The organism is Acaryochloris sp. IP29b_bin.148, assembly GCF_028285565.1.
Classification (GTDB): domain Bacteria; phylum Cyanobacteriota; class Cyanobacteriia; order Thermosynechococcales; family Thermosynechococcaceae; genus Acaryochloris.
This window is the reverse complement of record NZ_JANQOY010000094.1, coordinates 1-26,679: the sequence shown is the minus strand read 5'-3', so window position 1 is coordinate 26,679 and position 26,679 is coordinate 1. Positions and strand designations below refer to the sequence as shown.

The following is a 26,679-nucleotide window of genomic DNA, read 5'->3' as shown; positions in this document are numbered from 1 at the left end:
TGAGCTTTTGGGCTGTTTCGTAATTCATTGAATATGGGACTGAATAAGAAGAACATCAGGGTCAATACCATATCGCAAAATTAATTATGCAAGAGGTCTATTCTAATAGCATCAAAAAAACTAGCAAGTCTACTAAAAGTTATTTTTCAGTTCAGCATCAAGGCCAAATCTTAGGGTCTATCTATCTAAAAAATTCTGTAAAACAAACTTTCTGAAGAGTGATAGGCCTAACTTATAAACATGACCCTAATATTAGTCACGTTTACTACAAATCATAAATATTTTATCTTTAAATCGGCAAGTTCCTCCACAACCAATCCCTAAGCAAAAGTGCTAAATTGAGAGCAGCTCTGCTTTGAGAGAAAGAAAGGCTGTTTATTTTATACAAAAAATTATTTCCGAGTCAATAAGTAGGACCCTCTTCAAATAATGCTTAAAGTAATAGAGCAAACTAAAAGCCGCATGGTTGTCACTGAGCGACCTATCCTGCCGATTGTTTTTCTGTTATTCTTTTTAGCCTTAACATTTTTTGCATTTATAACAGGCAATTCCGAAGATATCATTACTGCGTTTATTGTTTTATTTCACATACTTATTTTTGGGTTAATTTTCATACGAGGCAAAACAACAACCTTTGATAAAGTTGAACAATCTGTTCAAGTAAAAGGGTGGGCTTTGATTAGACCAGCACCCGTTATTGCCCTACCTTTAAAGTCAGTAAAATCCATTAAAATTACTAGGGCTAAAGGCACATCAGCACAAGGGCCTACGCTACCAAGGGTAGTACTCAAGTGTGAAAACCAAAATGTAGCGATTACTTCTCTTGGAAGTACACAATTTCACTCATCTAAAGCACGCTCAGTGATTCAATCTATTCAAGCCTTCATTTTTGATACTGTCATTTAGCTCATGCCAAAGGCGATACTCCATTTCCTTGTCTAAAGAAGAATATTTTAGAGATAATGCCACATTTAACCTGAAATTATCCCGTTCAATATCTATTGGTACAGCTACTATCCACTCTGACCTTTCCCAAAACAGGCTTCATGACTAACTTTTTAATGCGGATCTTCTATTTTTTAAATATATGATGTTTTGCATCGCAATATTCAAAGTACTCTTAATAAAGAGTGAGCGTCTGCCACTAACGTTGAATTTCAGACTAGAGGTTGTCACTCACACCTAAACTATTCAAGATCCGCAGTGAGATAAATGTGATGGGCAAAAAAGTCTTTAGTCAAGGTGAAATTGTCAAAGAGAGTGGCCTTTATCCGGTCGTCGGCCCCAGAGGCGGAGATAAAGGATACGAAATCACAGCCGTAAAAGGAGAGCCCTTTCCATCGCTCCCCGAGAAGGGGTGGGGATTTGACGAACTCCGTGCCACCCCAACCAGTGAAAGCAACGCTAGCGAAGCGATTGTGGCGTACGTACCACCCGAACTGCCGAATCATCGTCCGATTGTTGAAGGAAATCTGGCACTCGTCCCCTCTGAAACATTGCCTGGTAGCCGCCCTGTACTGTTAGGCACACGACAAGTGATCAGTAACGATCATTTACCTCACCATCGTCCCGTCTTCCAAAGTGATTTAAATATCGTTGCCATGTATGGCAATCGTCCTGTTATTAGCTTAGACTCGTCCCTCACTCCCTCCGCCTCTTTACCCGGCAATCGTCCGATTGCCGAAAATAGCACCTCTACAAGTGGGAATTTGATGGGCTATTTAGATTGATGGTGTAGCACAATTTTGAGAATCTTATTCCATGATGCTAGTCGTCAAATTGAATAATCTGGACGAGATTGCCACACGTGTCATTAAAAACAGCCGAGACTAAGTTTCCGATATTAGTGGGTGGTTGCGTGAACTCAACTCCCTGGCTTTGTAACCGCCCGAATTCGTGATGAACATCAGCAACTCGCAGCGAAATTGCGGGAATCCCATCCGCAACAAGAGCAGCTTTATACGGTGGAACGGCAGGATGTGAACTCGGCTCGAGGAGGAGTTCAACTCCGTTAGGATTTTCACTTTCAATGAGCGTTAACCACCTGTGTTCGCCCATCGGGATATCATGCTTGGTTTCAAAGCCGAGCGCCTTAGTGTAGAAGTCGTGAGCGAGTTCCTGATTATCAACAAACACGCTGGTGATGTAGATTTTCATTTGAGATCCTCAATCTAGAATTTGTGAAGCCAAACCTCGCCAGCCGATATCCAGCAATCAGCCAGTGCAATGTGTTGGCTAGCACCTGAGATGGCAGTCCAAATGATGACCACCCTAAACGCTCATTTTTAATCCCCACTTTTGCTCAAAAGTGTGATTTAGATCCTATAGAAATATGGGGCGCTGCCACTATGTTGATGCAAGAACCCTAAAACTTCCAACTTGCTTTGAGTGATGTTGTGCTTCCCAGCCACGTAAAGCCTGCATTGACCTCCCTAGAGCACTGCGTTAGCGCTTAACCTGCTCTTCGGTGGTCCAAAAGTTCAGGCATCTATTTGAGTACTTAGAATCCGAACTACCCACAAAAGGGGGAAACAAGATGCCATTTCAGAACAACTACGTCAATTTAGTAGCCGAGCAACCCCAAGCCCATACCCGCTTAATTCGAGACTATGATGGCCCCAATAAAGACTTTGACTTTATTGTGATTGGGTCTGGCATGGGTGGCGGCATCCTCGCCGATGACCTCGCCGATCGATTGGGTCAGAGTCACCGAATTCTAGTGGTGGATGCGGGATCATTTATTTATCCCACCCATGTCTACAACATCAGTCGAATTCCCAACTCTGCCGTAGCCAACCATTTTGGTGTTGATAACTTTCAACAAGCAGAGTCCGACCGTCATTTTATTGGCGGCAAGCCCCAACTTGCCTTTGGGGGGCGATCCATCTTTTGGTCTGGCTTGATCCCAGAAGCCCAGGACTGGGAACTGGAATTCTTCCCCGACAATGTACGCCAGGCCTTGACCTCAGAGTTCTTAGACTTAGCTGCGGATCGGATGCATGAGTCGATCTCCCTAGGAGAGAAGGCAAAGAGAATCGTGGAGCATTTTCGCAGTAGCCCTCTCAACGCAGATTTTGAGATCAAGGAGACCCCTCGGGCACTCCATCAACCGTATCTTGAGGATAATGGCACCCCGAGCGATCAGTTCTTTGTGGAACCAACGGGGGTCTTTAACACGGCTGAACTGCTGATCAATCAGGTGGGCTTAACGCCCGGTGCCGACCAAAATGGCAATGGGCTTTTTCTCAAGCTGACTAGCTTTGTAGAAGGTATCTACAACCTGCCCTTTGACTGGTATGAGGTCAAAACCACTAACACCATCACCGGAGAACAAGTGAGCTTTTATGCCCCGAAGGTGGTGATTGCAGCGGGGTCTACGGAAAGTCCAAAGCTGATCAATCGGTCAACGGTCTACCAGAGCCTCCCTGATTCCGTGAAGCAACGAGTCGGCTTTGGGTTAACGGATCACCCGGTGTCGGGCGAATCTCAGGCCTATGTAGCTTCTCTAGGCAATATTCCCCTCAGTCGTCGAGATCACGCCAAAATCATCTTTTACTCCCGCGGGAATCGGGATGCCAATGGCCATCTGATCTATCCCTTTAATATCGAGATGAATATCAATCACGAATATTGGCACCTGCGCGACAATGACCCCTCCGCTGCCCCTGAGGTGGACGATACCAGTAAGACGCGCATTGATATCAAGTACAGTTTTGCCAATTGCCTAGATGATGAAAACGGGATTTTCTCCCATGCGGCGGATGGTTACACCCCGGATATTCGCTTTAAGCGCTTTTCGGAGCTGGATGATCTCTTACAGTCTCGCTTTCCGGCACTGGCGGGCTGGCAACGAGACCCTCAGGCATTTTTCAACCTGCTGAATCAAACACGCGATCGCGTCTTTGCTGAATTCAATCAAGTAGACGTGATTACAGGAGAGTATGGCGGTGGCAATGGCCAGCAATGGCCCTTTGGCTGGGGCACCGTTCATCATGCCTGCGGGACCTTGCGAATGCCCTGGAAAGCCAATCGCGATGCCAGCTTTAACCAAGAGTCGGTGGTGGATGAAGACCTGAAGGTTCGAGGGACTGCTGGCCTATATGTGTGCGATATGTCGGTGATGCCCATCAGTACGGCAGCCAATCCGGTGCGTACCCTGGCGGGACTCGCTCTACGACTGTCCCAGCATTTGGGCTAAAACTCGGGGTCGGCTAGCACTACTCCAGCAGGGTGCTAGCCGACCCCGAGTTTTAGGGGTTTAGCTTATCTCGAACTGGGGTTATGGTAGAGCTATGAAACAGTTCTACCCGATTATCAAAGTTCTTTCTCCCCTCTTAATTTGTGGTGCATTGGGGGTGGAAATATGGACTCTTTATGCCCTGCAGACGGGTAGCCCATCTCCTCCACTCCCCACTGGATTGTTTTGGTTTGAACGATTTGCCCTGACGGCCCATGCGGTGGAAGGGGTAGTGGCGAGTCTGTTTGCTAAATCTCGGGAGCAATCGCCCATTCCCTACGGGCTATATACCTTTTTTGTGGGGACGGTGGGTTTACTTGAGCTGTTGGAGCAGCCAGCTTCTCTGTAGCCCCACCAGATACGATGAATCATGGCCACACATGACCTAGGTAGTATCAAAGTTATCTCTTTTGATGGCGATATGACGTTGTGGGATTTTGAGAAAGTCATGCGCCATTCTCTATCTCTCACGCTCCAGGAACTGAGACGTCATGTTCCTGATCAGGCTGCAGCCCAATTGAACATAGACAAAATGATTGATGTTCGCAATACAGTTGCGGCTGAGTTAAGAGGAACAGCTAACCTTGAACAAATCAGACTAATAGCGTTCCAGCGAACATTGGAGTTGATTCATTGGCATGATCCAGTCTTGGCCGCCGACTTAAACCAACTCTATCTAAAACATCGATTTGAGGATATTGAACTCTATCCCGATGTCATTCCTGGCTTAGATGTTCTAAAGGATTTCTTTTCCATTGGCCTGCTCTCTAATGGAAATGGATATCCAGAAAAGTGTGGTCTGTCAGGTTATTTTGATTTCGTAATTTTTTCCCAGGATATTGGCGTCGAAAAGCCCCATGCTGAAATATTTTTGTCAACTTGTAGACAAGCAGGTTGTCAACCTTGGCAATTGATACACATTGGTGACTCTTTAGAGTCAGATGTTGCAGGAGCTAATGGAGTCGGAGCCATCTCAGTCTGGCTTAATCGCAAGGGAGAGCAAAATAGATCAGAGATTGTCCCCACCTTTGAGATCCATTCTCTCCTTGAAGTGACCAAGATCGTTGGAAGGTAGCGATCAGACAAAAAGGCAACGCTGGGCTTTAAAGTAAATTGAGAAGAATGGATAACTGACTCTCTTACGGTTCCATGACGTCCATGATGATTCACTCAACCAAACTAGCTAGAAGTTGAGATTGCCAGAGATTATGGGTAGTTCAGACACAAGAAATGAGTCTTGAAGTCAGGCCATAATAGAGATAAACCACGCAAAAGAGATCGAGGTTTATCTATAGCAGTTGAGGAAGAGAGCCGTTGGCTAGGGATCGTTTTCATCAAATTGTCAAAACTGCCTTAATCAAGGATGGATGGGATGTAACGCACGATCCACTACAGATTAAGGTTGGAGGTGTAGACATGGAAGTCGATCTGGGGGCAGAACGGCTACTCGCAGCAGAACGGGGAGAAGAAAAAATTGCGGTTGAAATCAAAAGCTTTTTAGCCACTGCATCCACAATCTCAGAATTTCATACGGCACTGGGGCAGTTCATTAACTATAGGGCAGCGCTACAACGTGAAGAGCCAGATCGAATTCTATTTTTGGCTGTTCCAGACTTGACATACAATAGCTTTTTTCAGCTTGACTTTCCAGCATCAATTATTAAAGAGAATGCGATAAAACTAATTGTTTACGATATTCAGATAGAGAAGATTTCACGATGGATAGCTTGATCGACAAAGTGACTCAATATCGACAGATAGTAGAGCAATTATTGCTGAGTTATGCCAGCAGCAAGCCTGCTTATGGAGATATTGAAGTTGAGACTATTTTTGATATACAGCAATGTCGCTACCAAATTGTGCATCTAGGTTGGCAACATAAGCGGTGGGTCCATCATTGTGTTGTGCATTTAGATATTCGGAAAAATAAGATTTGGATTCTAAATAATTCGACGGAACATGATGTGGCAGCAGATTTAGTGGATTTGGGCGTGCCGAAAGGAGATATTGTATTGGGCTTTCATCCGCCTTTTATGCGTGAAATGAGTGATTATGCTGTGGGTTGAAATAACTACTGCATCGAGAGTGTACCGTCCATTGCCATCAATTGATTGACGGCAGTCAAGGCAGAATAGCTCACTCCTGCTGTACCTTCGCCGGGATGAGTTGAATCTCCTACCAGCCATAGCCGCTTAATCGGCGTGCGCGTTGCAAATCCAAAAGGACCAAAGGTGGATAGGCGCTGACCGATACCACCGACAATGCCTTGGCTGCGGCCTGTAAAGTGAGCAAAGGTGCTGGGGGTAGCTGCTTCTTGGTGAATGATGGTGTCTGGGGTGAGGTGGAAGTATTGACTCAGACGTGCGATCGCACCCTCCATATACGCTTGCTTCAGCACCTCATAATCCTCGGCTTCATCCCATAGCTTTGGATCCGTAAAAGAAGACGCAATAATCGTGGCTTTCCCCTCAGGGGCGCGGCCATCCCCTGGTCGGCTCACCGAGACAAACAGGGAGTTATTCTCGCCAATGGGACCGTCATAATCATAGAGGAACTGCAGATGGGGCGGGCAGTTTTCGGGAATGGCAGCCGCGTCTACCCCGAGATAAATCACAAAGGCTCCAGAGGAGGGGGGGAGTTTTTTGACCCGCTGCTGATACTGTCTGGGGGCATCCTCTCCTAATAAACGGACGAGATTTTGCACCGTCACATTGGCCACCACATGATCCGCCGATTCAGTCCAGGTCCTACCTGTTTTTTGCTGACGAATGCTTACACCTAAAAATTCCTGACTTTGCACCTGAATTTGATCAACGCTATGACCCATATGCAGTTCACCCCCATGCTTTTTCAGGGCTTCGACGATGCGATCGCTCAGCACCTGCATACTGCCCTGCAAATGAAACAAACCCTGGGGCGCTTGCGATACTCCGAGCGCCGTTGCCGCATACAGTAAAGCCGTCTGATCGGCATTGACCTGGGAATACAGCTTGAGCTGGAGGTCCAAAAACGTTTTTAAGCGGCGTTGATTTCCGAGACCTGTGAGTCTGAGGAGTTGCCCCACCGTTGTAAATAGATGAGGAACCGTCAGTAAGGTATCAGGACGGACGGCCTGCAAAAGCTGCCAGCCATCCCAGAGATTACGCGGCGGAATCACCGGATCGCGGGATTGAAATCCCCAGTTATAGCGAAACAGGTTTGCTAACAGTTGCCAAAATCCATCGCTACCGGGAAAGTGTTTTTCCCGCTCTGCCCGCCATTGGTCTGGGTCTCGCCAGACGGAAATCGGTTCTGTTTCGCCGGGTAAAAAGACAGCGCAAGCCGGATCACAATGGCTTGCAGTAGGAATCTCAACGCCTAATTCTTGAAAAATTCGATGATGGATACCGCCGGGTTCAAGCCCTGCCACTTGGGTTGCACCTACATCAAAGGTGAACCCTCGCCGCTTAAAAGTAGATGCACAGCCTCCTGGCACCCAGGCTTGATCAAAAACTTTGACGCGATAGCCTCGCTTTGCCAATAATGCTCCTGCGGTTAATCCACCAATGCCTGCACCAATGACAATGACATTAGCGTTGTGGCGGATAGATGAAGACATGGGAGACGAGAGTTACATTTCTTAATGAAATTATAACGTTAACCCGTGCGAGCCAGGAGGCTAGTGCTCTATGGGCATTGTCACTCCCAGTACCATCCTCCTCGCCATTTCAGTAATTGTTGATGACACGTTCAAGACGTGGTTAAGGCATCATCTCACCCTTTCCTCCCGCAGTCACTGGCTCGAACTCAGGGTGGGAAAGAGTGAATACATATACACGGTTCGCTTGGCGATCAACCTGTGGGGACTTCCTTAGATGTTGATTAAGTTCCCTCGTATTAGGCAGGCCACCTTCTACGCTATGGATATGGATCAGCCTGTTTAGACAAAAAGCTTGATCAACAGTTCAGGCTAGTTTTGTCCACCCCCAGACCCTAGCTAACGTTCTCTGCAACTGCGGAAGGAGTACATGATGTCAGACTTTCAAGATTGTTTGAAGCGACGGTTTGCGTCAGTCGCGATTGGTGAATTCAAACCGGGGAAATTTTCTGAAGTTCAGCATTTGTATGAACAAGCGATCGCAACCTATTCTGATGGCTTTGAAGGGGCTTATCTATTTCAAGAACCCGGTACTGACAAAGGTGTATCAGTGATCCTATGGGATAACTTAGAAGATATGGAAGCCCATGAAGGAGAGGAACAAAAAGCCATTCTCAGTCAGATGGCTCCCTATTTTTCGGATCCGCCCACAGTTTCGGTCTATGAACTGGTTTGCAAGATTGATCCCAGCGAAACCTAGAAAACCGATACATAGAAGCAGTAGTTTGAGATCACTACCACGACACAGCCCACACCCAATGCCAGATCTCAATCCAGGCCACACAGCACCAAAATCCCCCCAATCTCTCTGAAATTGGGGGGATTGTAGCAATCGTGGGTCTAGTCTGTAGAACTAGTCAACCGCACCAAACTGAATACTCTTGGCATCGGTATACACTTCTTGATTGGCGGCATTAATCGCACCATAGGAGGCTGAACCACCAGGGCCTGAAGCGGCACCACCGACAGAACTCAGCAGTTCAGTATTGGAATAGAAGGAAGTCGCGTTGATATTAAGCGTCGTAACAGCACCACCGGCAACGAGTTCTTGCTGTTGATCGGATAACTCAGTAAATAATTCAGACATGGTTTTATCCCGCAGTAAGTAGATGTGAACTTAATCTGGGAGCGACTAAACATGCAGACTTGAGTGAGCGTGTGGAATGAGTGACGCATTCAAACTCATTCGACTGTTTAGCCGCTCCGACGTTAATGTTGGTGACTGGACTCAGCGTTGAGATTAGTCAACCGCACCAAACTGAACGCTAAGTGCATCTGTATAAATTTCCTGGTTAGCACCAGCAATGTTACCCGCAGCAGCTGAACCACCCGGAGTGGAAGCCGCTAATCCATTAGAACCCAACAACTCAGTATCAGAGTAGAAGCTTGTGGCATTAATATTGAGAGTAGTAATGGCTCCACCAGCAACGAGTTCTTGCTGTTGATCAGACAATTCAGTAAATAATTCAGACATGGCTTGACCTCAAAGGATAGATGATGAATGGCGCTTAGAGGCGCGTATCAACTTGTTACTGAATGTATTAGACCATCCGGTTTTGAGTCATTCAGTGATGTCTGAGACGTTTCACGGTGATTGAGGACACATCGATCCTGTGCAAAAGATGGTGTGTTCTGTGTATAAACAAGGTATGAAAACACTGCGCCACTTTCTGATCTATACCTGCTTAGTTCTGGGACTGGTCTGTTCCCTGAGCTTCACTTCGCCCGTTGCCTTAGCGATGGGAGGTGACCAACTGCCACTGGACCAACCTGCACCCACCTTTACTTTGTCCAGTAATAGTGGCGATGGTGAGATTTCCCTTGCCGACTATAGAGGCCAATGGGTGGTCTTGTACTTCTATCCCCAAGACTTTACGCCGGGTTGTACCGTTGAGGCTCAACGATTTCAGCAAGATTTGCCGAAGTATATTGAGCGGAATACTCAAGTGATTGGGGTAAGTGTAGACTCCGTCGATAGTCACGCAGAATTTTGTGAGTTTGAAGGGTTAAAGTTCCCGCTTCTAGCGGATGAAGATGGTAGCGTCAGTAAAGCGTACGGGTCTTGGATGAGCTATTTCTCACTCCGCCATACTTACCTGATTGATCCAGACGGTATCTTACGCGAGCGTTACGTAAAAGTTCGCCCCATTATCCATAGCGAAGAGGTGTTAGCCCGCCTAGACGAATTGCAAGCCGATCATGCCTGAGCGAAGGCAAGGAAATAGAAAACGCTAAGTGGCTTCCATAAACGTTTGGTAATCCTTTGCAATTGACTCTACTGCTGCTTCATAGAGACGCTGCCCATGCTCCGGTGTGGCCAAAGAAGGGTCAGACCCCATCCGGCCATCGGGATAATGTTGGCGGAAATTCGCTGCCCCATAGATAGGATGGCCAGAGGCAACGTCAGCGCTCAGCGGGGCGTCTTTAATCGCTTCGGGATAGACAAACTGGGTAACCGCCACTTCACTCGGGGTTGCATGGGAGCCTTCTCGCTTGCCATATAGTTCCTTGGCCAATTGATAGACCTGAGAATTCATATACCAATTGTTGAGACGACAGCGAGTTTGGTCGGCGTCAGGCAAGTGTAAATCGGCAATCGTGGCATAGGTTTCCGAAAAAGCAGCTTTGAGCGTGGCGACATTCCCTCCATGTCCATTGATAAAGAAAAACTGGCGAAATCCGGCGCGTGCCAGGCTAACCAGATGATCTCGAATTACCAGCATCAGAGTAGAGGGACGCAAACTGATGCTGCCGGGGAATTCGGTGTGATGCAGCGCCATACCAACATTGATGGTCGGACCCACCAGTGCCTGGGTCATTTCGCCAACACCTTTGGCAATCACCTCGGCACAAATGGCATCAGTGCCAATCAATCCTGTTGGTCCATGCTGTTCCGTCGATCCAATGGGCAGAATGATGCCTTGAGAACGTTGTAGATAAGTTTCAACTTCTAGCCAAGTACAGAGATGAAGCTGCATAGGACTTCCTTTGGGGCGATTCCGAACGTCATTCCATTGTGCCAGGTCTGCCTAAACCTGGAGGCGAACGTCAGTAACACCTTGGCGCAGTTGACGTTGTCGCCGCAGCCATGACGCCCGAATCACGGGACCACTAAACGGTAAAGTCGACTTGACGAGGGTTCGTAACAGCGGGCTATGACGGAGGCGATCGCCTTGCGCTAATTCTTCATCTTGCAAGGTTTGAGCCCGAATAATTTCTGGCTCTCGCTCAGCCTGAATATGCGGCAAAACCCGATCTAGTTCCTTAGGAGCCACAGAACATTGGAGTAAGGGGACCAGATGATTAGCCGCCACAATCACATCCCGAAGGGCCATATTGATTCCTTGGGCGCGAATCGGCGACATGGGATGGGCTGCATCTCCTAAGATGAGAAGCCCTGGAACTGACCACTGGGGACAGCGACCGACAACAACAGATAGCAACAACGGGCGCTCTAGATCTTGAGCATGCTTTCGCAAATGCTGGGCTAACCAGTTGGGCGAGGCTACGGCAATCTTTTCGGGCCAGTCGATGGTCTTCCAGTCCGTAGGATCGTCATCATATAAGGCCCATGCCAACTGTAAGCTACCTTCGGCACTGCGAAACAAACCCATCGTCTGCCGGCCGTGGACAATGGCGTAAAACACATTCTCTGGAGGCAAGCAAGAGCTATCCGCCAGCTTAAACCACAATAAATCAATCGAATGGGACTGGGTCTCCATTTCCAGGTTGGCCTGCTGCCGCATGAGGGAATTGCGGCCATCTGCTCCAATAATTAAATCAGCTTCTAAGGTTTGGCCATTGGCGAGCTGGACCCCTGTGATGCGATTTTCTTGGCGTTGTAAGGCTTTCACAGCAGTTCCTGAGATCCATGCAAACTGAGGATAATGTTGTGCTTGCTGGACTAACGCTTCTAGTAGCGCAGGTTGAGACACTAAAGTGCAGGGCAACGTATGGGCTTGGAAAGGTTCTGGGGCTTGGAACATTCTCCGCCCCTCTAAAATATATTCCCAAGTCGTTAAGGCTTGGTGGGGCACTGTTTCCAGGAGGTCTAAGACTCCCATTTGTGCCAATGCTGCTAGGCCGCTAGGCATCAAGCCTTCACCGCGAAAGACTCTGCGGAAGCTCGTAGTGGCTTCCACGAGCGTAACGTTAATCCCTCGCTGGGCTAAAAGTAGTGCGAGCGATGCACCTGTAGGTCCAGCACCGACAATGATGACCTTGGACATGATCTGAAGTTTTATAGGATCTATCCCAACCTACCGGAATAGGCACCAGGGTAGTGGATAACGCCTGGATAAGTTATTGACGACCAGCAGTGATGCGATGTGAACCGGACGCTGAAAACTTATAGAGCATTCATTCTCCTCTCAGACAAGTGTTTTATATTTGGGAATATAGGTTACTCAAATAAATTAAAAATTATTGATAATTCCGGATATCGCCTGATTTTTGACCTATAAAGCGACTAGATTGTCAGTATTAAACAGCTCTAAGCCTATGCCTGTGATCTGAGTCATCTAGGATACTGTAATCTATCACGGCTATCCTTTATGTTGATCGCAACGATGGAAATAAGTACAGCCTGTTTGCATTGATAAGGACGCCAGTTATGGACACACTCAAAATTAATCCAAAAATTCTGGCTGCTGTCTTTGTAAGTGCGATCGCACTAGCTGATTTAATCCCAGCACCCAATCTTGGCCCTGGTTTAATTGTGTCGTCTTATCAGTGGGTGGCCTCACAGGTCCAATCACCTACCGAAGCAACTCCAGCGAAAAGCGAGATGCGGGCAAAGCGATCGCAATCCCGTCCCTCCTCCTATCACCAATAATTGCCACCGTTCACGCCTTGATAATCAGGACCTATCCCTTGCTGTCATCGAAGGAGAGCGAGATGAATCTAGCACCTCAGTGGTGGTGCATTACAGATTGATGCTGCTCTTTTTCAGAATTCACAAATTGCCAGCGAAAATTCAGGCAGCACCTCTTCTCCAGACAAAGTTGCTGGTAGAGGGCGCACTTCTACGGGTTGATCAGGTCGATAAATTTCAACGGTTTGATCTTGAGGATTAATCAGCCAACCAAGGCGTAAGCCACTCGCTAAATACTCTTGCATTTTGCTCTGGAGAGGTTGCAAGCGGTCACTTTCAGACCTTAATTCAATAACAAAGTCAGGGCAAATCGGTGGGAACTTTTTGCGTTGCTCGGGTGTGAGGGCTTCCCAGCGCTTCAACTGCACCCAAGCCGCATCCGGTGAGCGGTCGCCTCCACCCGGTAGATTAAACACCGCGGAAGAGCTAAAGACTTTCCCTAGCCCTGTCTGGCGATTCCAAATATTCAGGTCGGTAATATAATTGGCTTCACCAATACCACTCTCTCCACCAACTGGGGGCATAATAATCAGCTCTCCTTGAGGACTGCGCTCCATTGCGATATCTTGGTTGGCTATGCACAGTTCATAAAACTGCTCATGAGTGAGTTCACTGGTTAAAGAATCGAGATTTAGGCAGATGGCAGTCATGAGAAGCCTTTGCGAATCATCCTCAGTTCTATTGTATTGGCTATTACTCAGACAGGACTCCAGCAATGTGCGACTGGCCCTTTCATGTCTACACAACAGCTGTGCCTAGAGAGCACACCATGCAAATGCCCAATCAGCTACAGGCTCGCAATACTTCAAGATCGGCAGCGACAATTTTTTCTAAATTAGCTGTAATTCTCTCAATATCCCAATTCCACCAGGCAATCTCTAGCAATGCCTGAACAACTTCATCTGGGAAACGTTGTCGAATAATGCTGGCTGGATTCCCACCCACAATGGTGTAGGGCGGAACATCTTTAGTGACCACTGACTGTGCTGCGACAATTGCCCCATCACCAATCTGGATGCCGGGCATTATAACGGCTTCATGTCCAACCCAGACATCATGGCCGATCACGGTATCTCCTTTATAGGGATATCCATCCCCTTGAGGGGTCACCCGTTGCCAGTCCTTGCCGAAGATTTCAAAAGGGTAGGTGGAGAAACCGGACATTTTATGGTTCGCCCCATTCATAATGAACCGAACTCCCCTAGATAGAGCACAGAACTTACCAATGATGAGCTTGTCGCCGACAAAAGGGAAATGATAGAGGACGTTGCGCTCAAAGTTCTTAGAGTCAACGGGGTCGTCATAGTAGGTGTAGTCACCAATGATGATGTTGGGATTGGTGACTGTATTTTTGATAAAGCAAACCTGAGGAAACCCCGTCATGGGGTGAACCATGTTGGGGTCAGGGTATTCCATGGAGTTTATTGCTGATTAAGGGACCAATCATAGTCTAGATAACTGACTTGATACTTGCCCGCTTTTAAATAGGCTTGGTCTTCCGCAGAGACATAGTTGCTGATGAAATTGAGTACCGCTTTTTGCTTATCATCACCACTGAACTGATCCTTGACAGCAAAATCAGGTTTCCAATCATCACCATACCAGTCAAAGATTTTAGATAGATAAACTTTGTTCTCTTGTCGATCAATCTGAAAACCACTGTCAGGGCGGGCAAGCCATCTCTTAACTTGATCTTCTAGCTGAGCATCCACATTCTCGGCTGTGAAGGGTTCATTCCTCAGGGGAGGACAGCTTTTAGCAGCGCAGACTAGGGCTGCATGAATGCGAGGCTCGTTGAAAGTGGGGCGGATAATATCGTGCTCGATATTATTGAGAGTTTTGGATTCACCAGCAACCTGGAATTTCTTAGAACTCCAGACACCAGGAATATCGCGAATACTACCTTTCAAGGGCTCTTGCTCAATAATGGCAAGCAAGGTTAAGGCATTATAGGCATTCATCATATATGCCAACTGTTTGTCTGTACTCCAGCTTTTATAAGTGTCTGGCGTAACGGCTGCTAATTGGGCATAGTAGCGATCCAGCGCTCCCCGGTTTTGTTGCAATTCTGTGTAGTTCACCCAACCCTCATCCGTGACGTATTGAGCCAGCAACTTGGCATATTCATCGTTACTAAAGGGCTTGCTGGTATCAATCGAGGCTTGGACGGGAATGTCTTCAGCGCCAATAAATGGCAGATTGGCACAGCTCGACAGTAAAATCACACCTGGCAACAAAATAGAAAAGGGGGTTAACTTTTTCATCTCTATTGATCTCCAGGCATCTCAAAAAACTATATGCTTCTATGAAGCCTGATGGAGCTGAGAAATTACTGAGAGATTCCTGGGCGGGTATTAAAAAGTGGTAGGGAATGCTGAACCCACAAGGTCCCTAGCCACCCTAAAACAAAAGGACTCCATAACCAAAGCCACTCACGAGAGGTCAATAGCCAGGTCCCTGCTCCTAAACTTTCCCGGTGGGGAAGGGCAAAATAGACAAAGGCGGAAAGGCTGACTAAACGCGTGCCCCAATTGCTGCTGGCAACGGCAAAGGGGATCAGCCAAGTAAAGTACCAGGCATGGACCACAGGGGAGAGCAGCAATAACGTACCTAAATAGCGTTCGGTAAAATCACCCACTTGGGTGGAGCGCCAGAGCAGAAAGAGGAGCGCGATCGCAAGTGGTATCAGCAAAATCGCATTGTGCCATTCGGGGGCCGATAACAGTGAACCGATGGGTAAAAATTCAGCACTACGGCCTTTGGTCACAAAAGAGGAGCTGGTTGGAATTAAAGGGCAACTTGTCAGAGTACAAAAAGGTAAGGCACTGATCAGCATCGGTAAGCCTGGCAATAGAACGGCAATGCTAGCCCATATCCACTCCCGTTTTTTTAAGAAACGCCAACCGACAAACGCAATGATCGGTAGAGAAATCCATTTAGTGGCAATACTGACGCCCAGTAAACCTAATCCGGCCAGTGTCAAAGTCGCTTTACGGGGTTGGGTATCCAAACAGAGCCACGCCCAAACTAAAGGCAGAATAAACCAGCTATCGTAATGGGCTCCTCCCGCAAAGGAGTAGATAATCAGTGGGTTCCAGGCATAGACAAGAGTTTTCAGACGGCCAAATCGCCGTTGCAGCAACCAACAAACCCCTAAATCTGCTGCCACAAATGCAATCTTGAACAGCAATACAGAGGGGGCGATCGCAGCCAATCCTCGGAAGCCCAATTGGGTAATCGGCGGATAAATCGCTGAGATCTCAGCATGATTGATCAATGGCCACCAGGTCGTACGCAGTGCCACCAGTTCAGGTGCCGCAGGCGGCAGCTCAAAGGGATTGAATCCCAAGTTTTGCAACCGCCCTTCCCAGAGGTAGCGCCAAATATCATTGCCGGGGGGCATGGCCAGGAGGATGCCTCGGGTTGCGATCGCAACCATCCAAAACCACACCTTTGAGACCTGGGGCAATATCCAAGACACCACAAATCCTAACCCCATCACACTCACCCCTCGCCAAAAAGGCGGGACCCTACCGGGCTGGGTAAAATCCCCATAAGGAACGATCATGGCGCAGCCTGCGATGAGGAGAATGGCGCTGAGCCAAACCGCATATTGTCGCAAAGGTAATTGAGCAAAGCGTCGTTGCAAATGTTGGCCATAGAGGATCGCTAGGGTACTCAAAATAACGCTGCCCGCCTGAACACTTCCCTTAATCGTGCCGCTAATTTTGGAGCGCCCCCCCTGGCGAGGGCGATAGCCTTGGGGAATTTCGCAGGTTCTTAAGTGATGTTCGGCGGCCTTGGCCTGCATTTCAACCGTCCAGCCAAAACCTCGATCTTGCATGTGGAGCCGTTCTAGGCGAGAGCGATGAATCAGCCGCAGAGGACCTAAATCCTGAAAGGGATGGCCCCATCCCCAGCGAATTAAGGTGGTGGCTAAGCCATTTCCCCAGTTCTGGACAGGGGTCATGGCGGCGCGACTATCAGGGCGGGCACGGCGATTACCTAAAATGAAGTCGTAATCTTGGCGTTGGGCAAAAAACTCGGGCAAGACAGAGAGATCATCGCTGCCATCGCCATCACAAAACAGAATCCAATGGATCGGTTCAGGGATATTTTGCATGCCTCGCCAGCAGGCGCGACCATAGCCAGGAATCGGTTCAGAGAGGACTTCGGCTCCGGCAGCTTGGGCAATATCGGCGGTGCGATCGCAACTACCATTATCGACTACCCGAATTTGTCGTAGTCCTAAGTCCTGCAAGGAATAAATGACGGTTCCAATCGTTTCTGCTTCGTTCAAAACAGGGATAATGACCAGGGTGTCATCGAAATTAGTGGCAAGAACTGTCATGCAGGAAGAATGTTTACGAGGCTTATAAAGCTAGTCAACCTTATTAAGATTAAATTGAAGATCTGAATGAGCTGAGTGTTCTCTGAGAGCATGATGAGAGTTTAACCTCGCCACCCTGGTCCTCAACCCACAAATGACAATCTAGCTTTGTGCCATCATTGCCATATCTTGTATAGATCATAAAGTTCAGCCTCCAAGTGGCAACCAGGAGCCTCCTACATGAACCGCCACTGCCTTAGGTCCCACTGGAAACCCGGCGGGGTCAGGCTCATCTGTTCCTCATTCAAGTGTTCAGGCTCAAAAACCTGATCGTCCACACCTCGTAAGGTATCAGATTCACCAAGTGATCTCTTTCAACCTCAACAGCAGAAATGTCAGAGTTCTCTGAGCACTAAACATCAGATGAGTAGCGGATCAAGAGCTAAATGCCCACTGTAATGCGTATCCGCATAAATGGCCTATCGCGGCATCACATCATCTAGCCGCAATGATAGATTCGGCAACAAAGGTGAAGTAACCGCTTGTCCCAGCCAATACTGCGTTTGCTGATAGTCATCACCCATCAATGGGCCGTCACAGCATCTGCTAAGGGGCGAATTAAGCACGTGCGAGGAATGACCCATTGATACCCTTGCCGATTAATTTCAATACTCAATTGACTGATAACTTTGCCCGCCACAGTCTCGTGAAAACCAGTGGGTGACCTATCAATGAGCTCTCCATCCGCCAACTCATAGCGGGGATTATTGCCATAGCTGCTTAAAAATTCTTCAATGCTGAGAAGACTAGAGGAAGCCAGCGTCATGGAGAATCCTCCTATTCGCTTACAGGCTCAGTGTAGTCACAAAAGGGGCGAAGCCCCAACTTCAATACCTACAACAACACCACAACCGCAATCGCTGGATTGATCGGTAGCGTTACCCCATCAATCACATAGACCATCAGACCCGTTAAAGCCGCAGCCTTCCCCGGATTATTGGTGTATTCCTTCACCTTGGTGCGAAAACTATCATCCCTACAGAGCTTGAGGCAAGCACGATTTCCAGACTGGGAGCACAAAATTCACTATTGGTATGTACATGATATCGATCGTAAGAATCCAAACGAGGCCCTTAAACAATTAGAAAACCACATCCAAGATCTGATTTCTAGACTGTAGGATCGGTTTCAAACTGCTAGGGAAAAACCGCCATGGCTTGGTCTCGGAGAAACTTTCTACTCACCGCAGGTTTGGGAACAGCTGCGGGTACTCTGGTCAACCCTCAAACCGCCACCAGCAAGCCAGCCGAAAACGAATTTGAACATCAAAGCCTAAATAACTGGCGAGACGTCCGATCTCACTTCAATTTGGACCCTAAATATATTCATATGGCGGGTTTGCTACTTGCCTCTCATCCCGCTCCCGTTCAAACCGCCATCCATAAGCATCGCGAGGGACTCGATCACAACCCTACCCACTATCTCTACGACCATCGACAGGATTTAGTGGCAGAGGTAAGAGATAATGCAGCCGACTATTTGGGGGTTCAAGCCAGTGATATTGCTCTAACAGACAGCACCACGATGGGCACAGCTCTAGTGATTAATGGGCTGAGCATTCGTCCTGATCAGGAAATGCTGACCACCACCTTTGATTACTACTCCACCCATACATCTTTGAACTATAAGGCTTCCAGAACTGGGGCAACAGTCAAAGAAATTCCCCTGTATCAGGATATCCAAACCGTCAGTCAAGACGAAATGGTCGAGACCTTGATCAAGGGCATTAGCCCCAAAACGCGTCTGGTAACGGCAACCTGGGTCCATTCCAGCACAGGCCTCAAAGTTCCGATCGCAAAAATTGCGGACCAACTACAGCAACTGAACCAACATCGCTCAGAAGCGGATCGGGTGCTGTTTTTTGTCGATGGTGTTCACGGTTTGGGCGTAGAAGCGGATGCATTACCTGCCCTGGGGTGTGATTTCTTCGTCGCTGGCACCCATAAATGGATGTTTGCCCCGCGTGGCTCTGGCTTTATTTGGGGCAAGCCCGAAACTCAAGACGCCGTTACACCGACAATTCCAACATTTTCAGGCAGGGCCGGCTGGGGGGCTTGGATGACACCGGGGGGATTTAAATCCTTTGAGCATCAATGGGCGATGGCTCAAGCCTTTGCGTTTCACCAACAGATCGGCAAAGAACGCGTGACCCAACGCTTGCATTCTCTCAGCCGCCAACTGAAAAAAGGTCTATCAAAAATGCAGCATATCAAGCTGTATACCCCCATAGACGAGGATTTATCCGCCGCAATTATCTGTTTCGATGTGGAAGGGCTCTCGCCCAAGGCGGTGGTTGCAAAGCTGAAGGCCAAAAATATTATTGCCAGCACCACGCCGTATGACGTGTCCTATGCTCGCTTAACTCCAGGTATTTACAATACTCCTGATGAAATCGATCGTGTGTTGAACCATATTCGTGACTTGGCTTAGTCAGTCCTGAACCAGACCGAACTAACGGCGGACAAGGCGACGCGCTTGGAAGATCCACTGCGTCACTTCAGCTACGGTTGGGCAAAGCGAGTTTTGCCCCAACATTGTCACGTGTAAGCGGAGTAATTGGCGATGGAGACGCTCGGCGGGCATTTGCGCTAATTGAACTGTCGACCCCACTCCCGCATGGAGCAGCAAACCACTATGCTTTGTCCCCACGCCAGGAATCAAAGACAGTTCTGCAAGGGCAGCCCATTTATGGATGTACTGTTGATGCAGTTGCAGTTGAGCAGCTAACTGTTGGCGCTGATCCAAGGTTTGTGTCTGCGTATAGAGCGCTCTAATCGTCGTAATTCCACAGTCCTGAAGCTGGCTGAGATGGTCAGAACTCAAACCAGGGAGTTGGGCAAGTGGCGCAGTCGATGGCGAGGTCATTCCGGCACGTCAAGGATGGTCCCCCTACAAAGCAGATAGGGTTCGTTTAGCTTGTTTACTCTATCCAGTGAAGGGGGTGTGCGTCTAGGTTTCTGATCCGAACCACAGGATGTTCAATCCCTTCAGCCTGGAGGTCATACTCTACCTGTTAACAGGCAGAAAAGAGTAGGGTGGACACTCAACGCTCTGACATTTTCAGCCAACCAAAAATGGTGTCCACTGATAGCGATAAATCAATACCCAATAAGACCGGAGGGGCATCCTTGCCTTGAAATAGCTCTGGCTCGTGCTGCGATCGCAAAATTAAGACAGACCGATCAGCTGGATCAACTAACCAACCCAATTGGCTGCCCTGCTGCAAACAATAGAGAATGTTGCCAATGACTCGATTTGAACTCTGTTCAGGCGAGAGGATTTCAATCGTCCAATCTGGGGGTAACCCAAAATCATTGGGAACTTCGCCATCTCCCTCAAAAGGAATTCGAGACCATTCAAACACTGCTATATCTGGAACAATGGAGCGAGTGCCAAAGCTACAACGCAGTTCAGGAAAAGCATAAGCAATATTTGCGCGCTCTGCACGGTCATTGATGTGATTGCATAACTTGAGCTGCAATCGACTATGCTTCCCTTTAGGCATGGGTTTTGGAACAATCTCACCTCGAATATATTCGCTCGCTGGTTTAGTTTCTGGCATCTTCAGAAATTCTTCCAGGCTTAATGTATTGGGCAGTGAGACGGTCATCGCTCTTGAGACATGAAAAAATGTGTCTTCAGTTTAGCAGTAGGCCATTTGCAACGTTAGAAATTTACCCTACTTGCAGATTTTTAAAAGCCTCTTATAAGAAAAGTAAAACCAATATAAAGTTAGGCCAACAAAGTGTCCTGGGAATCACGGAAATTGACTTGCCTAGCTTGATAAATCTCTCCATAGTTATACGGAAAAATCCTGACAAGCTAGGGAATTCAGTATTTCTACCGTTAGTTTATGCAGGTTGTGTTGGCACTATAGTGACTAATCGGCTACCGTTGCGGGCTGAGAGAGGACAGTAAGGGAGACTTCCTCAACATCCATTACCTTTACCCCTTTCCTAATCTTAGGATTTAGCACTCATGTCATCTTCACTTCAGCAAAAATTTATCCAATTCCTCCAAGACGATTTAGCGATCTCGACCGCAGAATTAAACGTTGCCCTTCGCCGCCAAGATCCCTTGATGGGACAGCTGCATATGGTGCTCTGGCAGCATGGTCTGATCAACTTGAATCAACTGAATGCCGTCTTTGAATGGCTAGAGCGGGAAGCCTCTCATCCTCTGGAAATACAAATGGCCTAACACCGTGCGTACGGACCATCCTCCCAGTTCATTGCTCACCGCTAACTGGAGCAACACCACCCTATTTGGATGAGTTGCACTCAGCGCGTAGCAGGTCACCCCTTCTTGAGAGAAGAACAAGGCCATCGCTCTCCACTCTCTATTTGACACCGCTCCTGGATTACGCTTGATTAAAGTGGATGTGCAGCATAAAGTCCATGAAGCGAATTTTGGGATTAGCAGTTCTCACGGGAAGTTGGTTCTTAGCCAGTTCTCCAACGTCCTGGGCAGGGGAAGCACTCAATGTGGTCTACCCCGCCAATGGGCACAAAACAACCGCTACTCAGATTTTCCTGATTGGTACCGCCCCCGCCAAGGGAGACGTGACCATTAATGGCAAGGTGATTGAGCGCAGTCCAACGGGCAACTTTGCCCCTAGCTTTCCGCTCAACATCGGCGAGAATACCTTTAATCTCCAGTACGGTGACCAACAGTTAACCCTCAATATCACCCGCACCTCAACGACTCCGTCACCGGCACCGACAGGATGGGTCGAAGACTCACTAGAGCCTAAAGCCGATATCGCCAAGCTGCCCAATGAACCCGTTTGTTTCCAAACGATGGCGCAACCCGGTGCCCAGCTATCGGTGCAGATCGGCTCCCAAACCGTCTCGTTGCAACCCCAACAGTCCGTCAATTTACCGCCCAATTCCGCAGCTTTAACCCAGCAAAATCAGCCTCAAACCTCCGATCAGGCGAGCGTTTATCAAGGCTGTACCGCCTTTGCTCAACCCGGCGTAGTGGGCAAGCCGGTGTTCCAACTGACGCGTCAAGGACAAACTTTACAGCGTACCGGATCTAATACGATCGAAATCCTCTCTCCTCAAGACGTCTCTGTGATTGAAGTGACCAGTGACCAAGGAGTGGCTCGGACAGGACCCAGCACCAATTATTCTCGTCTGACGCCCTTGCCCAAGGGCACTCAGGCTCGCATCACTGGACGAGAAGGGGAATGGTTACGGCTGGATTATGGGGCTTGGATTAAGGCCAAAGAAACCCGAGCGTTGTCCCAGAACAGTGTGCCGCATTCAATTATTCGGAGTATTCGCAGTCGCCAAGTGCCCGGCTGGACAGAGGTAGTGTTCCCACTGCAAACCCCTGTGCCGATTAGTGTCCAGCAAGGCGATCGCACCTTTACCCTGACGTTGCATAACACCACTGCCCAAACCGACGTTATTTTTATGAATGATGATCCGGTAATTCGACGGTTAGACTGGCAACAACCTGCGCCCAACAAGGTTGAGTATCAATTTAACCTCAAGCCAGAGCAGCAGTGGGGATATAAGCTCCGTTATGATGGCACCAGCCTGATTTTATCGCTCCGTCACCCACCTGCGGGTCAAGGGTTGTCGAACGTCAAAGTTCTGCTCGATCCAGGACATGGCAGTCCAAATGATTTAGGGGCACGGGGACCAACGGGTTTACCCGAAAAGGATGTGACAATCGTCGTCAGTAAGCTGCTCCAGCAAGCGCTTCAAAAGCGAGGGGCGACGGTGGTCATGACCCGCGAAGGTGACGATGATTTATATCCTCAAGATCGCGTAGATGTGATCAACCAGACGGAACCGACGATTGCGATTAGCGTCCATTACAATGCCTTACCAGACAGTGGCGATGCTGAGAATACGGCAGGCATTGGCGCATTTTGGTACCATGCCCAAAGCCATGATTTAGCCGTCTTTTTACACCATTACTTAGTCGATAATCTGAAGCGTCCTGACTATGGCATTTTTTGGGATAATTTAGCGCTGACTCGGCCCACAGTGGCTCCGACAGTTCTGATGGAATTGGGATTTATGATTCATCCAACGGAGTTCGAGTGGATTACGGATCCGAAGGCTCAAGAGCAGTTGGCGGAAAGTATGGCAGATGCGATCGCAGCCTGGTGTAAGCAAAAATAAGTTTTATGCCTCGTCTAGCAAGAACTCTTCAGCTCACCCTATCTGAAGAGTGGTGCTTACCGGTTAAACTCTTAACCTTTAGCTTCAATTTTAGTTAAATGAATATGCTTACGGCCCAGGGCAATCTCAAAAGTGTCGCCCGGATTTAACTCCATTTGTTTAGTGTAAGCCGCTCCCACCAGCAAATTGCCATTCGTTTGAACGGAAACGGTGTAGCTAGGTTGACGTCCAGTGGTACTGGAACCATTTTGTGACACCTTGGCATCCAGGTTCACCCCCTCTGCATCAAGGATAGCGTTCAGGAAAGCCATCACATTTAATCGTTCCGACCCATCTGGATCAAACGAATAATAACCGCAGGCTTTCGCCTTCTCCTCACGACTAAGATGATCGAGCTGTTTAATTTTACTCAGGAGTTTTTCTCCCGTTAAGGGCTTATTCGATTGTGTTTTTTGTTTAGGCATAGGTCTCTAGAGCAGATATGTTCACTTGAATACAAATCAGGAAAGTGCTTAAGAAAAAGAAAGCACTTTTACTATAACAAAAGAATAAAACGATAGGTTCGATAATAAAAACATAAATATTTTTTTTGTTCCTAGTTTTATCGTTTTTGTTAGAAGTCTAGTGCAAACACTAGAAAAAGTTATCTCATAGAGTATAGCTCACCCTGTATTCAAGAGCAGATAAAACTCCAACAAACAAGCACTTCAGACTGTTGAGAAGAAAGGGTTAGAGGTGCAGTACCTTGCTCTAGGAAAACGCCGATAACAGCCTCCCTAAAATTCACTCTGCAAGAAAAAGTTTGGGCCACACTAGCACTGAAGGCTGGAAAGTACTCAACCCTTGTGCTCACCAGAAGGTTGATCAATCAGGGGGTAGCGTTGATCGCCTCTGTAAAAGCTTGTGTAAAAGTTTGACGTATCTTCTAGCAGAAGTTTTCTAACATTAAGTATTACATTAAATTTATTCTGGTTAAGTAGTAACCCAATACGGGCCGCATGCACGGTGCAGAGACTTCCCAGAGCCAAAATGAGGAGAATGGCAAAAATAGGGACGATTGAGCCGCAAACTAAAAGACAACCTCAACGCTATCGCCAATATCGTTGACTTTTAACAAACACTCCCACTAAGACACCGACAATAGAGATTTGATGGGATTGGCTTAACAAGAGTCCAGGAATAGGAATAAATGACCTCAATATCAGCGCCAACAGTAGGCAAAGAATGAGTCCCCATAGAGTAGCTAAATAGATAGAAGAACGGGGTCCCATTAGCTTTTCTAACACCAGAACACCCACAATCCCCAGCACCATGTCCACTACAGAAGAAAACAGCAAGCCGAAGGGCGGACCAAACAGGGATAAAATTTGATCTTGTGAGGCAGGCGGTAAAATTAACGTCAACCCATAGTCCATCCCCGTTGCTAATCCCAACGTGATCAGGGCTGTCTGACTCAGCATTGGCCACGGTAAATACTTGAATTGGTGCACAAGCGCTCCCCAAAAGAATGGTGTTTCAATTTTATCGATTGAGTGTTGCTGTTCCAGTCGGTTCACGCACACCCAACTCCCAGGCAAGCCATTTTTGAGATGAACCAAGGATGGACGTATCATGATCAAGTCGATCGTTCAGGGGCTGGACTAACCCTGCTGGACTTTTATGTTCAGCGATATCGCCATTCCAGCCGAGCAGAATGGCAGGAGCGGATTGAAATCGGCCAAGTGCGAGTAGCGGGCCAGCATCGGTCTCCCCAAACTGTTTTAGAACCAGGACAAAGGTTGACCTATCATCGACCGCCGTGGCAGGAACCGGATGTCCCCCTAAGCTTTGACGTGCTGTATCAAGATGCAGACCTACTGATCATTAATAAACCCTCAGGGTTACCCGTACTACCAGGGGGTGGATTTCTAGAGCATACGTTGCTCTATCAGTTACAGAAACGCTTTCCTCAAGAAACGCCGCGCCCTATTCATCGGTTAGGTCGAGGCACTTCAGGGGTGATGCTGGTGGCGCGATCGCAACAGGCCCGCGCTCATCTGAGCCAGCAAATGCGAGATCGACAGATTCACAAAGTTTATCGAGCCTTGATCGGCCCTGAACAAGTCGCCGCGCCTTTATCCGATCAGTTTGAAATCACTGATGCCATTGGCAAAGTTGCGTATCCGGGCTTGGGATATGTCTACGCTGCGACGCCCTCAGGGCGAACTGCCCATAGTCTCTGTCAAGTCCTCCAACGCCGCACCGACTCCACATTACTCTCTGTGACGATTTTGACCGGGCGACCTCACCAAATTCGGATACACCTAGCAGCCGTCGGGTATCCCTTAATCGGTGATCCGCTGTATGTAGCTGGCGGCCAGCCCAGATCCTCTACCGTGGATTCTCTCAGTGTTCCAGGAGATTGTGGGTATTGTCTCCATGCTTATTCTTTGCAGTTTGTTCACCCTCGCACCGGTTTAAAGCTGCAGCAGGTCAGTCCACCACCGATGAAACTCAAAAGGTGACTTCCCCTATCCACAGTTATGATGTTTCTCTTGTCACGGCTACGGACTCCACAAATTGTTTACGACAGTTTTTGCAGAGAAAACATTGCTGCCCCCTACGGAATCCATTTTTAGAGATTTGGTCCGAATGACAATGAGGGCATATCATTACTTTCATTACATTATGAGTGAGATTATCCCCTACATAGGGTGCTAAATATGACGTCAGCAAATTTTCAATTTGTTCAGTTAACCGCTGGCGATACTCCAAGTCGTTGGTCCGCAAGGCAGACAAGGTAACGGCATTACTGCTATGAACACAGACCTCTGCCAGCAAGCTACATTGGTCCTCAGGCAGAGAAGGATTGCGCTGTCGAAGGATATTCGCTAGAAAGTTAATGGCTTCTTGGGTCATGCTTTCATCAATAGACTGGAACATATCCTGCGAGATATAAAACTGAATAAAGATAGCCCGCGATACGGGATGTCCAAAAAGTTCAGCCGATGCTGTGATCAGCTGATGCATCATTTGCCGTAGGGGTAACTGCACCACCTCTGGGGTATTGAGTTTACTCCAAAAAGTTTTGACGCGCTCAATGTGGCGCAATTCCATGGCGTTGAAGATAGCGGCTTTGTTGGGGAAAAACTGATAGAGAGAGCCAACAGCAGTCCCAGCCTTGGCCGCGATTTGGTGGGTGGTGGCTGCTTCATAACCCACTTGGTCAAAGATATCTGCTGCTGCCTTCAGAATTTTATCGACCCTGTCTTTACCTCGTTGTTGTTTGGGCTGGCGACGAAAATGACTTGACGAATATGAATTATCTGTCATATTTTTAAAACACGACGAATCTTTCACAATTTTATAGCGAGCAAAGAAGATGATGCGATCTATGCTTCCGGGTGCGCCTTGGCTATTGGC

General features: G+C 48.0%; 29 protein-coding genes and 1 pseudogene. 14 read left to right on the top strand and 16 right to left on the bottom strand.

Going from position 1 to position 26,679, the window contains the following annotated elements; genetic code table 11:
- Nucleotides 1–462 precede the first annotated feature (462 nt).
- Entirely contained in the window at nt 463–906 is a 444-nt protein-coding gene (locus Q0986_RS09415) for a hypothetical protein (RefSeq protein ID WP_299408609.1), read from the top strand.
- Between the two features lie 311 nt (nt 907–1,217).
- Nucleotides 1,218–1,730, top strand: coding sequence for a hypothetical protein (locus Q0986_RS09410; protein ID WP_299408606.1), 513 nt, complete (start codon nt 1,218–1,220; stop codon nt 1,728–1,730).
- A gap of 37 nt (nt 1,731–1,767) precedes the next feature.
- Here Q0986_RS09410 and Q0986_RS09405 read toward each other — a convergent pair whose 3' ends face one another.
- Entirely contained in the window at nt 1,768–2,157 is a 390-nt protein-coding gene (locus tag Q0986_RS09405) for a VOC family protein (RefSeq protein WP_299408601.1), read from the bottom strand.
- Nucleotides 2,158–2,536: 379 nt separating this feature from the next.
- On the opposite strand from Q0986_RS09405, the gene Q0986_RS09400 reads away from it, so the two are divergent.
- From Q0986_RS09400 to Q0986_RS09380, 5 genes are all read left to right on the top strand, one after another.
- Entirely contained in the window at nt 2,537–4,198 is a 1,662-nt protein-coding gene (locus Q0986_RS09400; RefSeq protein ID WP_299408596.1) for a GMC oxidoreductase, read from the top strand.
- Between the two features lie 94 nt (nt 4,199–4,292).
- A complete protein-coding gene (locus tag Q0986_RS09395; protein ID WP_299408593.1) occupies nt 4,293–4,586 on the top strand; it encodes a hypothetical protein in 294 nt (97 codons plus the stop codon).
- 21 nt (nt 4,587–4,607) lie between these two features.
- Nucleotides 4,608–5,312, top strand: a complete 705-nt coding sequence (locus Q0986_RS09390; protein ID WP_366918551.1) for an HAD family hydrolase — start codon at nt 4,608–4,610, stop codon at nt 5,310–5,312.
- 239 nt (nt 5,313–5,551) lie between these two features.
- Entirely contained in the window at nt 5,552–5,968 is a 417-nt protein-coding gene (locus tag Q0986_RS09385; protein WP_299408590.1) for an element excision factor XisH family protein, read from the top strand.
- Nucleotides 5,956–6,303, top strand: coding sequence for a XisI protein (locus Q0986_RS09380; RefSeq protein WP_299408585.1), 348 nt, complete (start codon nt 5,956–5,958; stop codon nt 6,301–6,303). The genes Q0986_RS09385 and Q0986_RS09380 overlap by 13 nt, the downstream gene beginning before the upstream one ends.
- A 5-nt stretch (nt 6,304–6,308) precedes the next feature.
- Here Q0986_RS09380 and crtD read toward each other — a convergent pair whose 3' ends face one another.
- On the bottom strand, nt 6,309–7,835 hold the full coding sequence (crtD, locus tag Q0986_RS09375; protein ID WP_299408581.1) for a C-3',4' desaturase CrtD: 1,527 nt from the start codon (nt 7,833–7,835) through the stop codon (nt 6,309–6,311).
- A gap of 412 nt (nt 7,836–8,247) precedes the next feature.
- On the opposite strand from crtD, the gene Q0986_RS09370 reads away from it, so the two are divergent.
- A complete protein-coding gene (locus tag Q0986_RS09370; protein WP_366918552.1) occupies nt 8,248–8,574 on the top strand; it encodes an antibiotic biosynthesis monooxygenase in 327 nt (108 codons plus the stop codon).
- Between the two features lie 153 nt (nt 8,575–8,727).
- Here Q0986_RS09370 and Q0986_RS09365 read toward each other — a convergent pair whose 3' ends face one another.
- Entirely contained in the window at nt 8,728–8,961 is a 234-nt protein-coding gene (locus Q0986_RS09365) for a CTB family bacteriocin (RefSeq protein ID WP_299408572.1), read from the bottom strand.
- Nucleotides 8,962–9,114: 153 nt separating this feature from the next.
- On the bottom strand, nt 9,115–9,348 hold the full coding sequence (locus Q0986_RS09360; RefSeq protein ID WP_299408569.1) for a CTB family bacteriocin: 234 nt from the start codon (nt 9,346–9,348) through the stop codon (nt 9,115–9,117).
- A 175-nt stretch (nt 9,349–9,523) separates the two neighbouring features.
- Between Q0986_RS09360 and Q0986_RS09355 the strand changes: the two genes are divergently transcribed.
- On the top strand, nt 9,524–10,081 hold the full coding sequence (locus Q0986_RS09355; RefSeq protein ID WP_299408614.1) for a peroxiredoxin: 558 nt from the start codon (nt 9,524–9,526) through the stop codon (nt 10,079–10,081).
- Between the two features lie 24 nt (nt 10,082–10,105).
- On the opposite strand, the gene Q0986_RS09350 is transcribed toward Q0986_RS09355, so the two are convergent.
- Nucleotides 10,106–10,852: a creatininase family protein gene (locus Q0986_RS09350; protein ID WP_299408564.1), complete on the bottom strand. Its 747-nt coding sequence runs from the start codon at nt 10,850–10,852 to the stop codon at nt 10,106–10,108.
- 51 nt (nt 10,853–10,903) lie between these two features.
- Entirely contained in the window at nt 10,904–12,103 is a 1,200-nt protein-coding gene (locus Q0986_RS09345) for an FAD-dependent oxidoreductase (protein WP_299408561.1), read from the bottom strand.
- Nucleotides 12,104–12,486: 383 nt separating this feature from the next.
- Between Q0986_RS09345 and Q0986_RS09340 the strand changes: the two genes are divergently transcribed.
- Nucleotides 12,487–12,708, top strand: coding sequence for a hypothetical protein (locus tag Q0986_RS09340; protein ID WP_299408556.1), 222 nt, complete (start codon nt 12,487–12,489; stop codon nt 12,706–12,708).
- Between the two features lie 113 nt (nt 12,709–12,821).
- Here the strand turns inward: Q0986_RS09340 and Q0986_RS09335 are convergent, their stop codons facing one another.
- The 5 genes and pseudogenes from Q0986_RS09335 to Q0986_RS09315 form a co-directional block, all read right to left on the bottom strand.
- The gene (locus Q0986_RS09335; protein ID WP_299408552.1) at nt 12,822–13,397 is read right to left on the bottom strand and encodes a Uma2 family endonuclease; all 576 of its coding nucleotides are present in this window, start codon (nt 13,395–13,397) and stop codon (nt 12,822–12,824) included.
- A 133-nt stretch (nt 13,398–13,530) separates the two neighbouring features.
- Complete coding sequence (locus tag Q0986_RS09330; RefSeq protein WP_299408547.1) at nt 13,531–14,163, bottom strand: Vat family streptogramin A O-acetyltransferase; 633 nt, start codon at nt 14,161–14,163, stop codon at nt 13,531–13,533.
- A gap of 5 nt (nt 14,164–14,168) precedes the next feature.
- Complete coding sequence (locus tag Q0986_RS09325) at nt 14,169–15,011, bottom strand: DUF547 domain-containing protein (RefSeq protein WP_299408544.1); 843 nt, start codon at nt 15,009–15,011, stop codon at nt 14,169–14,171.
- 65 nt (nt 15,012–15,076) lie between these two features.
- Nucleotides 15,077–17,098: a glycosyltransferase family 2 protein gene (locus Q0986_RS09320; protein WP_299408539.1), complete on the bottom strand. Its 2,022-nt coding sequence runs from the start codon at nt 17,096–17,098 to the stop codon at nt 15,077–15,079.
- Between the two features lie 458 nt (nt 17,099–17,556).
- Nucleotides 17,557–17,903 (bottom strand): annotated as a pseudogene (locus Q0986_RS09315) (hypothetical protein).
- Nucleotides 17,904–18,289: 386 nt separating this feature from the next.
- On the opposite strand from Q0986_RS09315, the gene Q0986_RS09310 reads away from it, so the two are divergent.
- A complete protein-coding gene (locus Q0986_RS09310; RefSeq protein WP_299408532.1) occupies nt 18,290–19,567 on the top strand; it encodes an aminotransferase class V-fold PLP-dependent enzyme in 1,278 nt (425 codons plus the stop codon).
- 21 nt (nt 19,568–19,588) lie between these two features.
- Here the strand turns inward: Q0986_RS09310 and Q0986_RS09305 are convergent, their stop codons facing one another.
- Nucleotides 19,589–20,002: a DUF4332 domain-containing protein gene (locus tag Q0986_RS09305; RefSeq protein ID WP_299408529.1), complete on the bottom strand. Its 414-nt coding sequence runs from the start codon at nt 20,000–20,002 to the stop codon at nt 19,589–19,591.
- Nucleotides 20,003–20,180: 178 nt separating this feature from the next.
- A complete protein-coding gene (locus Q0986_RS09300) occupies nt 20,181–20,747 on the bottom strand; it encodes a Uma2 family endonuclease (RefSeq protein ID WP_299408525.1) in 567 nt (188 codons plus the stop codon).
- Between the two features lie 368 nt (nt 20,748–21,115).
- Here Q0986_RS09300 and Q0986_RS09295 point away from each other — a divergent pair, with 368 nt between their 5' ends.
- The gene (locus tag Q0986_RS09295) at nt 21,116–21,337 is read left to right on the top strand and encodes a DUF2949 domain-containing protein (RefSeq protein ID WP_299408520.1); all 222 of its coding nucleotides are present in this window, start codon (nt 21,116–21,118) and stop codon (nt 21,335–21,337) included.
- A 197-nt stretch (nt 21,338–21,534) separates the two neighbouring features.
- On the top strand, nt 21,535–23,277 hold the full coding sequence (locus Q0986_RS09290) for an N-acetylmuramoyl-L-alanine amidase (protein WP_299408516.1): 1,743 nt from the start codon (nt 21,535–21,537) through the stop codon (nt 23,275–23,277).
- A gap of 71 nt (nt 23,278–23,348) precedes the next feature.
- Here the strand turns inward: Q0986_RS09290 and Q0986_RS09285 are convergent, their stop codons facing one another.
- Nucleotides 23,349–23,741, bottom strand: a complete 393-nt coding sequence (locus Q0986_RS09285; RefSeq protein ID WP_299408512.1) for an AbrB family transcriptional regulator — start codon at nt 23,739–23,741, stop codon at nt 23,349–23,351.
- 624 nt (nt 23,742–24,365) lie between these two features.
- The gene (locus Q0986_RS09280; protein ID WP_299408508.1) at nt 24,366–24,767 is read right to left on the bottom strand and encodes a hypothetical protein; all 402 of its coding nucleotides are present in this window, start codon (nt 24,765–24,767) and stop codon (nt 24,366–24,368) included.
- A gap of 99 nt (nt 24,768–24,866) precedes the next feature.
- On the opposite strand from Q0986_RS09280, the gene Q0986_RS09275 reads away from it, so the two are divergent.
- Nucleotides 24,867–25,781 carry an RluA family pseudouridine synthase gene (locus Q0986_RS09275; RefSeq protein ID WP_299408504.1) on the top strand — a complete coding sequence of 305 codons (915 nt, stop codon included), beginning with the start codon at nt 24,867–24,869 and terminating at the stop codon, nt 25,779–25,781.
- Between the two features lie 16 nt (nt 25,782–25,797).
- On the opposite strand, the gene Q0986_RS09270 is transcribed toward Q0986_RS09275, so the two are convergent.
- Nucleotides 25,798–26,679 (bottom strand): TetR/AcrR family transcriptional regulator (locus tag Q0986_RS09270; protein ID WP_299408501.1); only part of this gene is annotated, 882 nt, incomplete at its 5' end.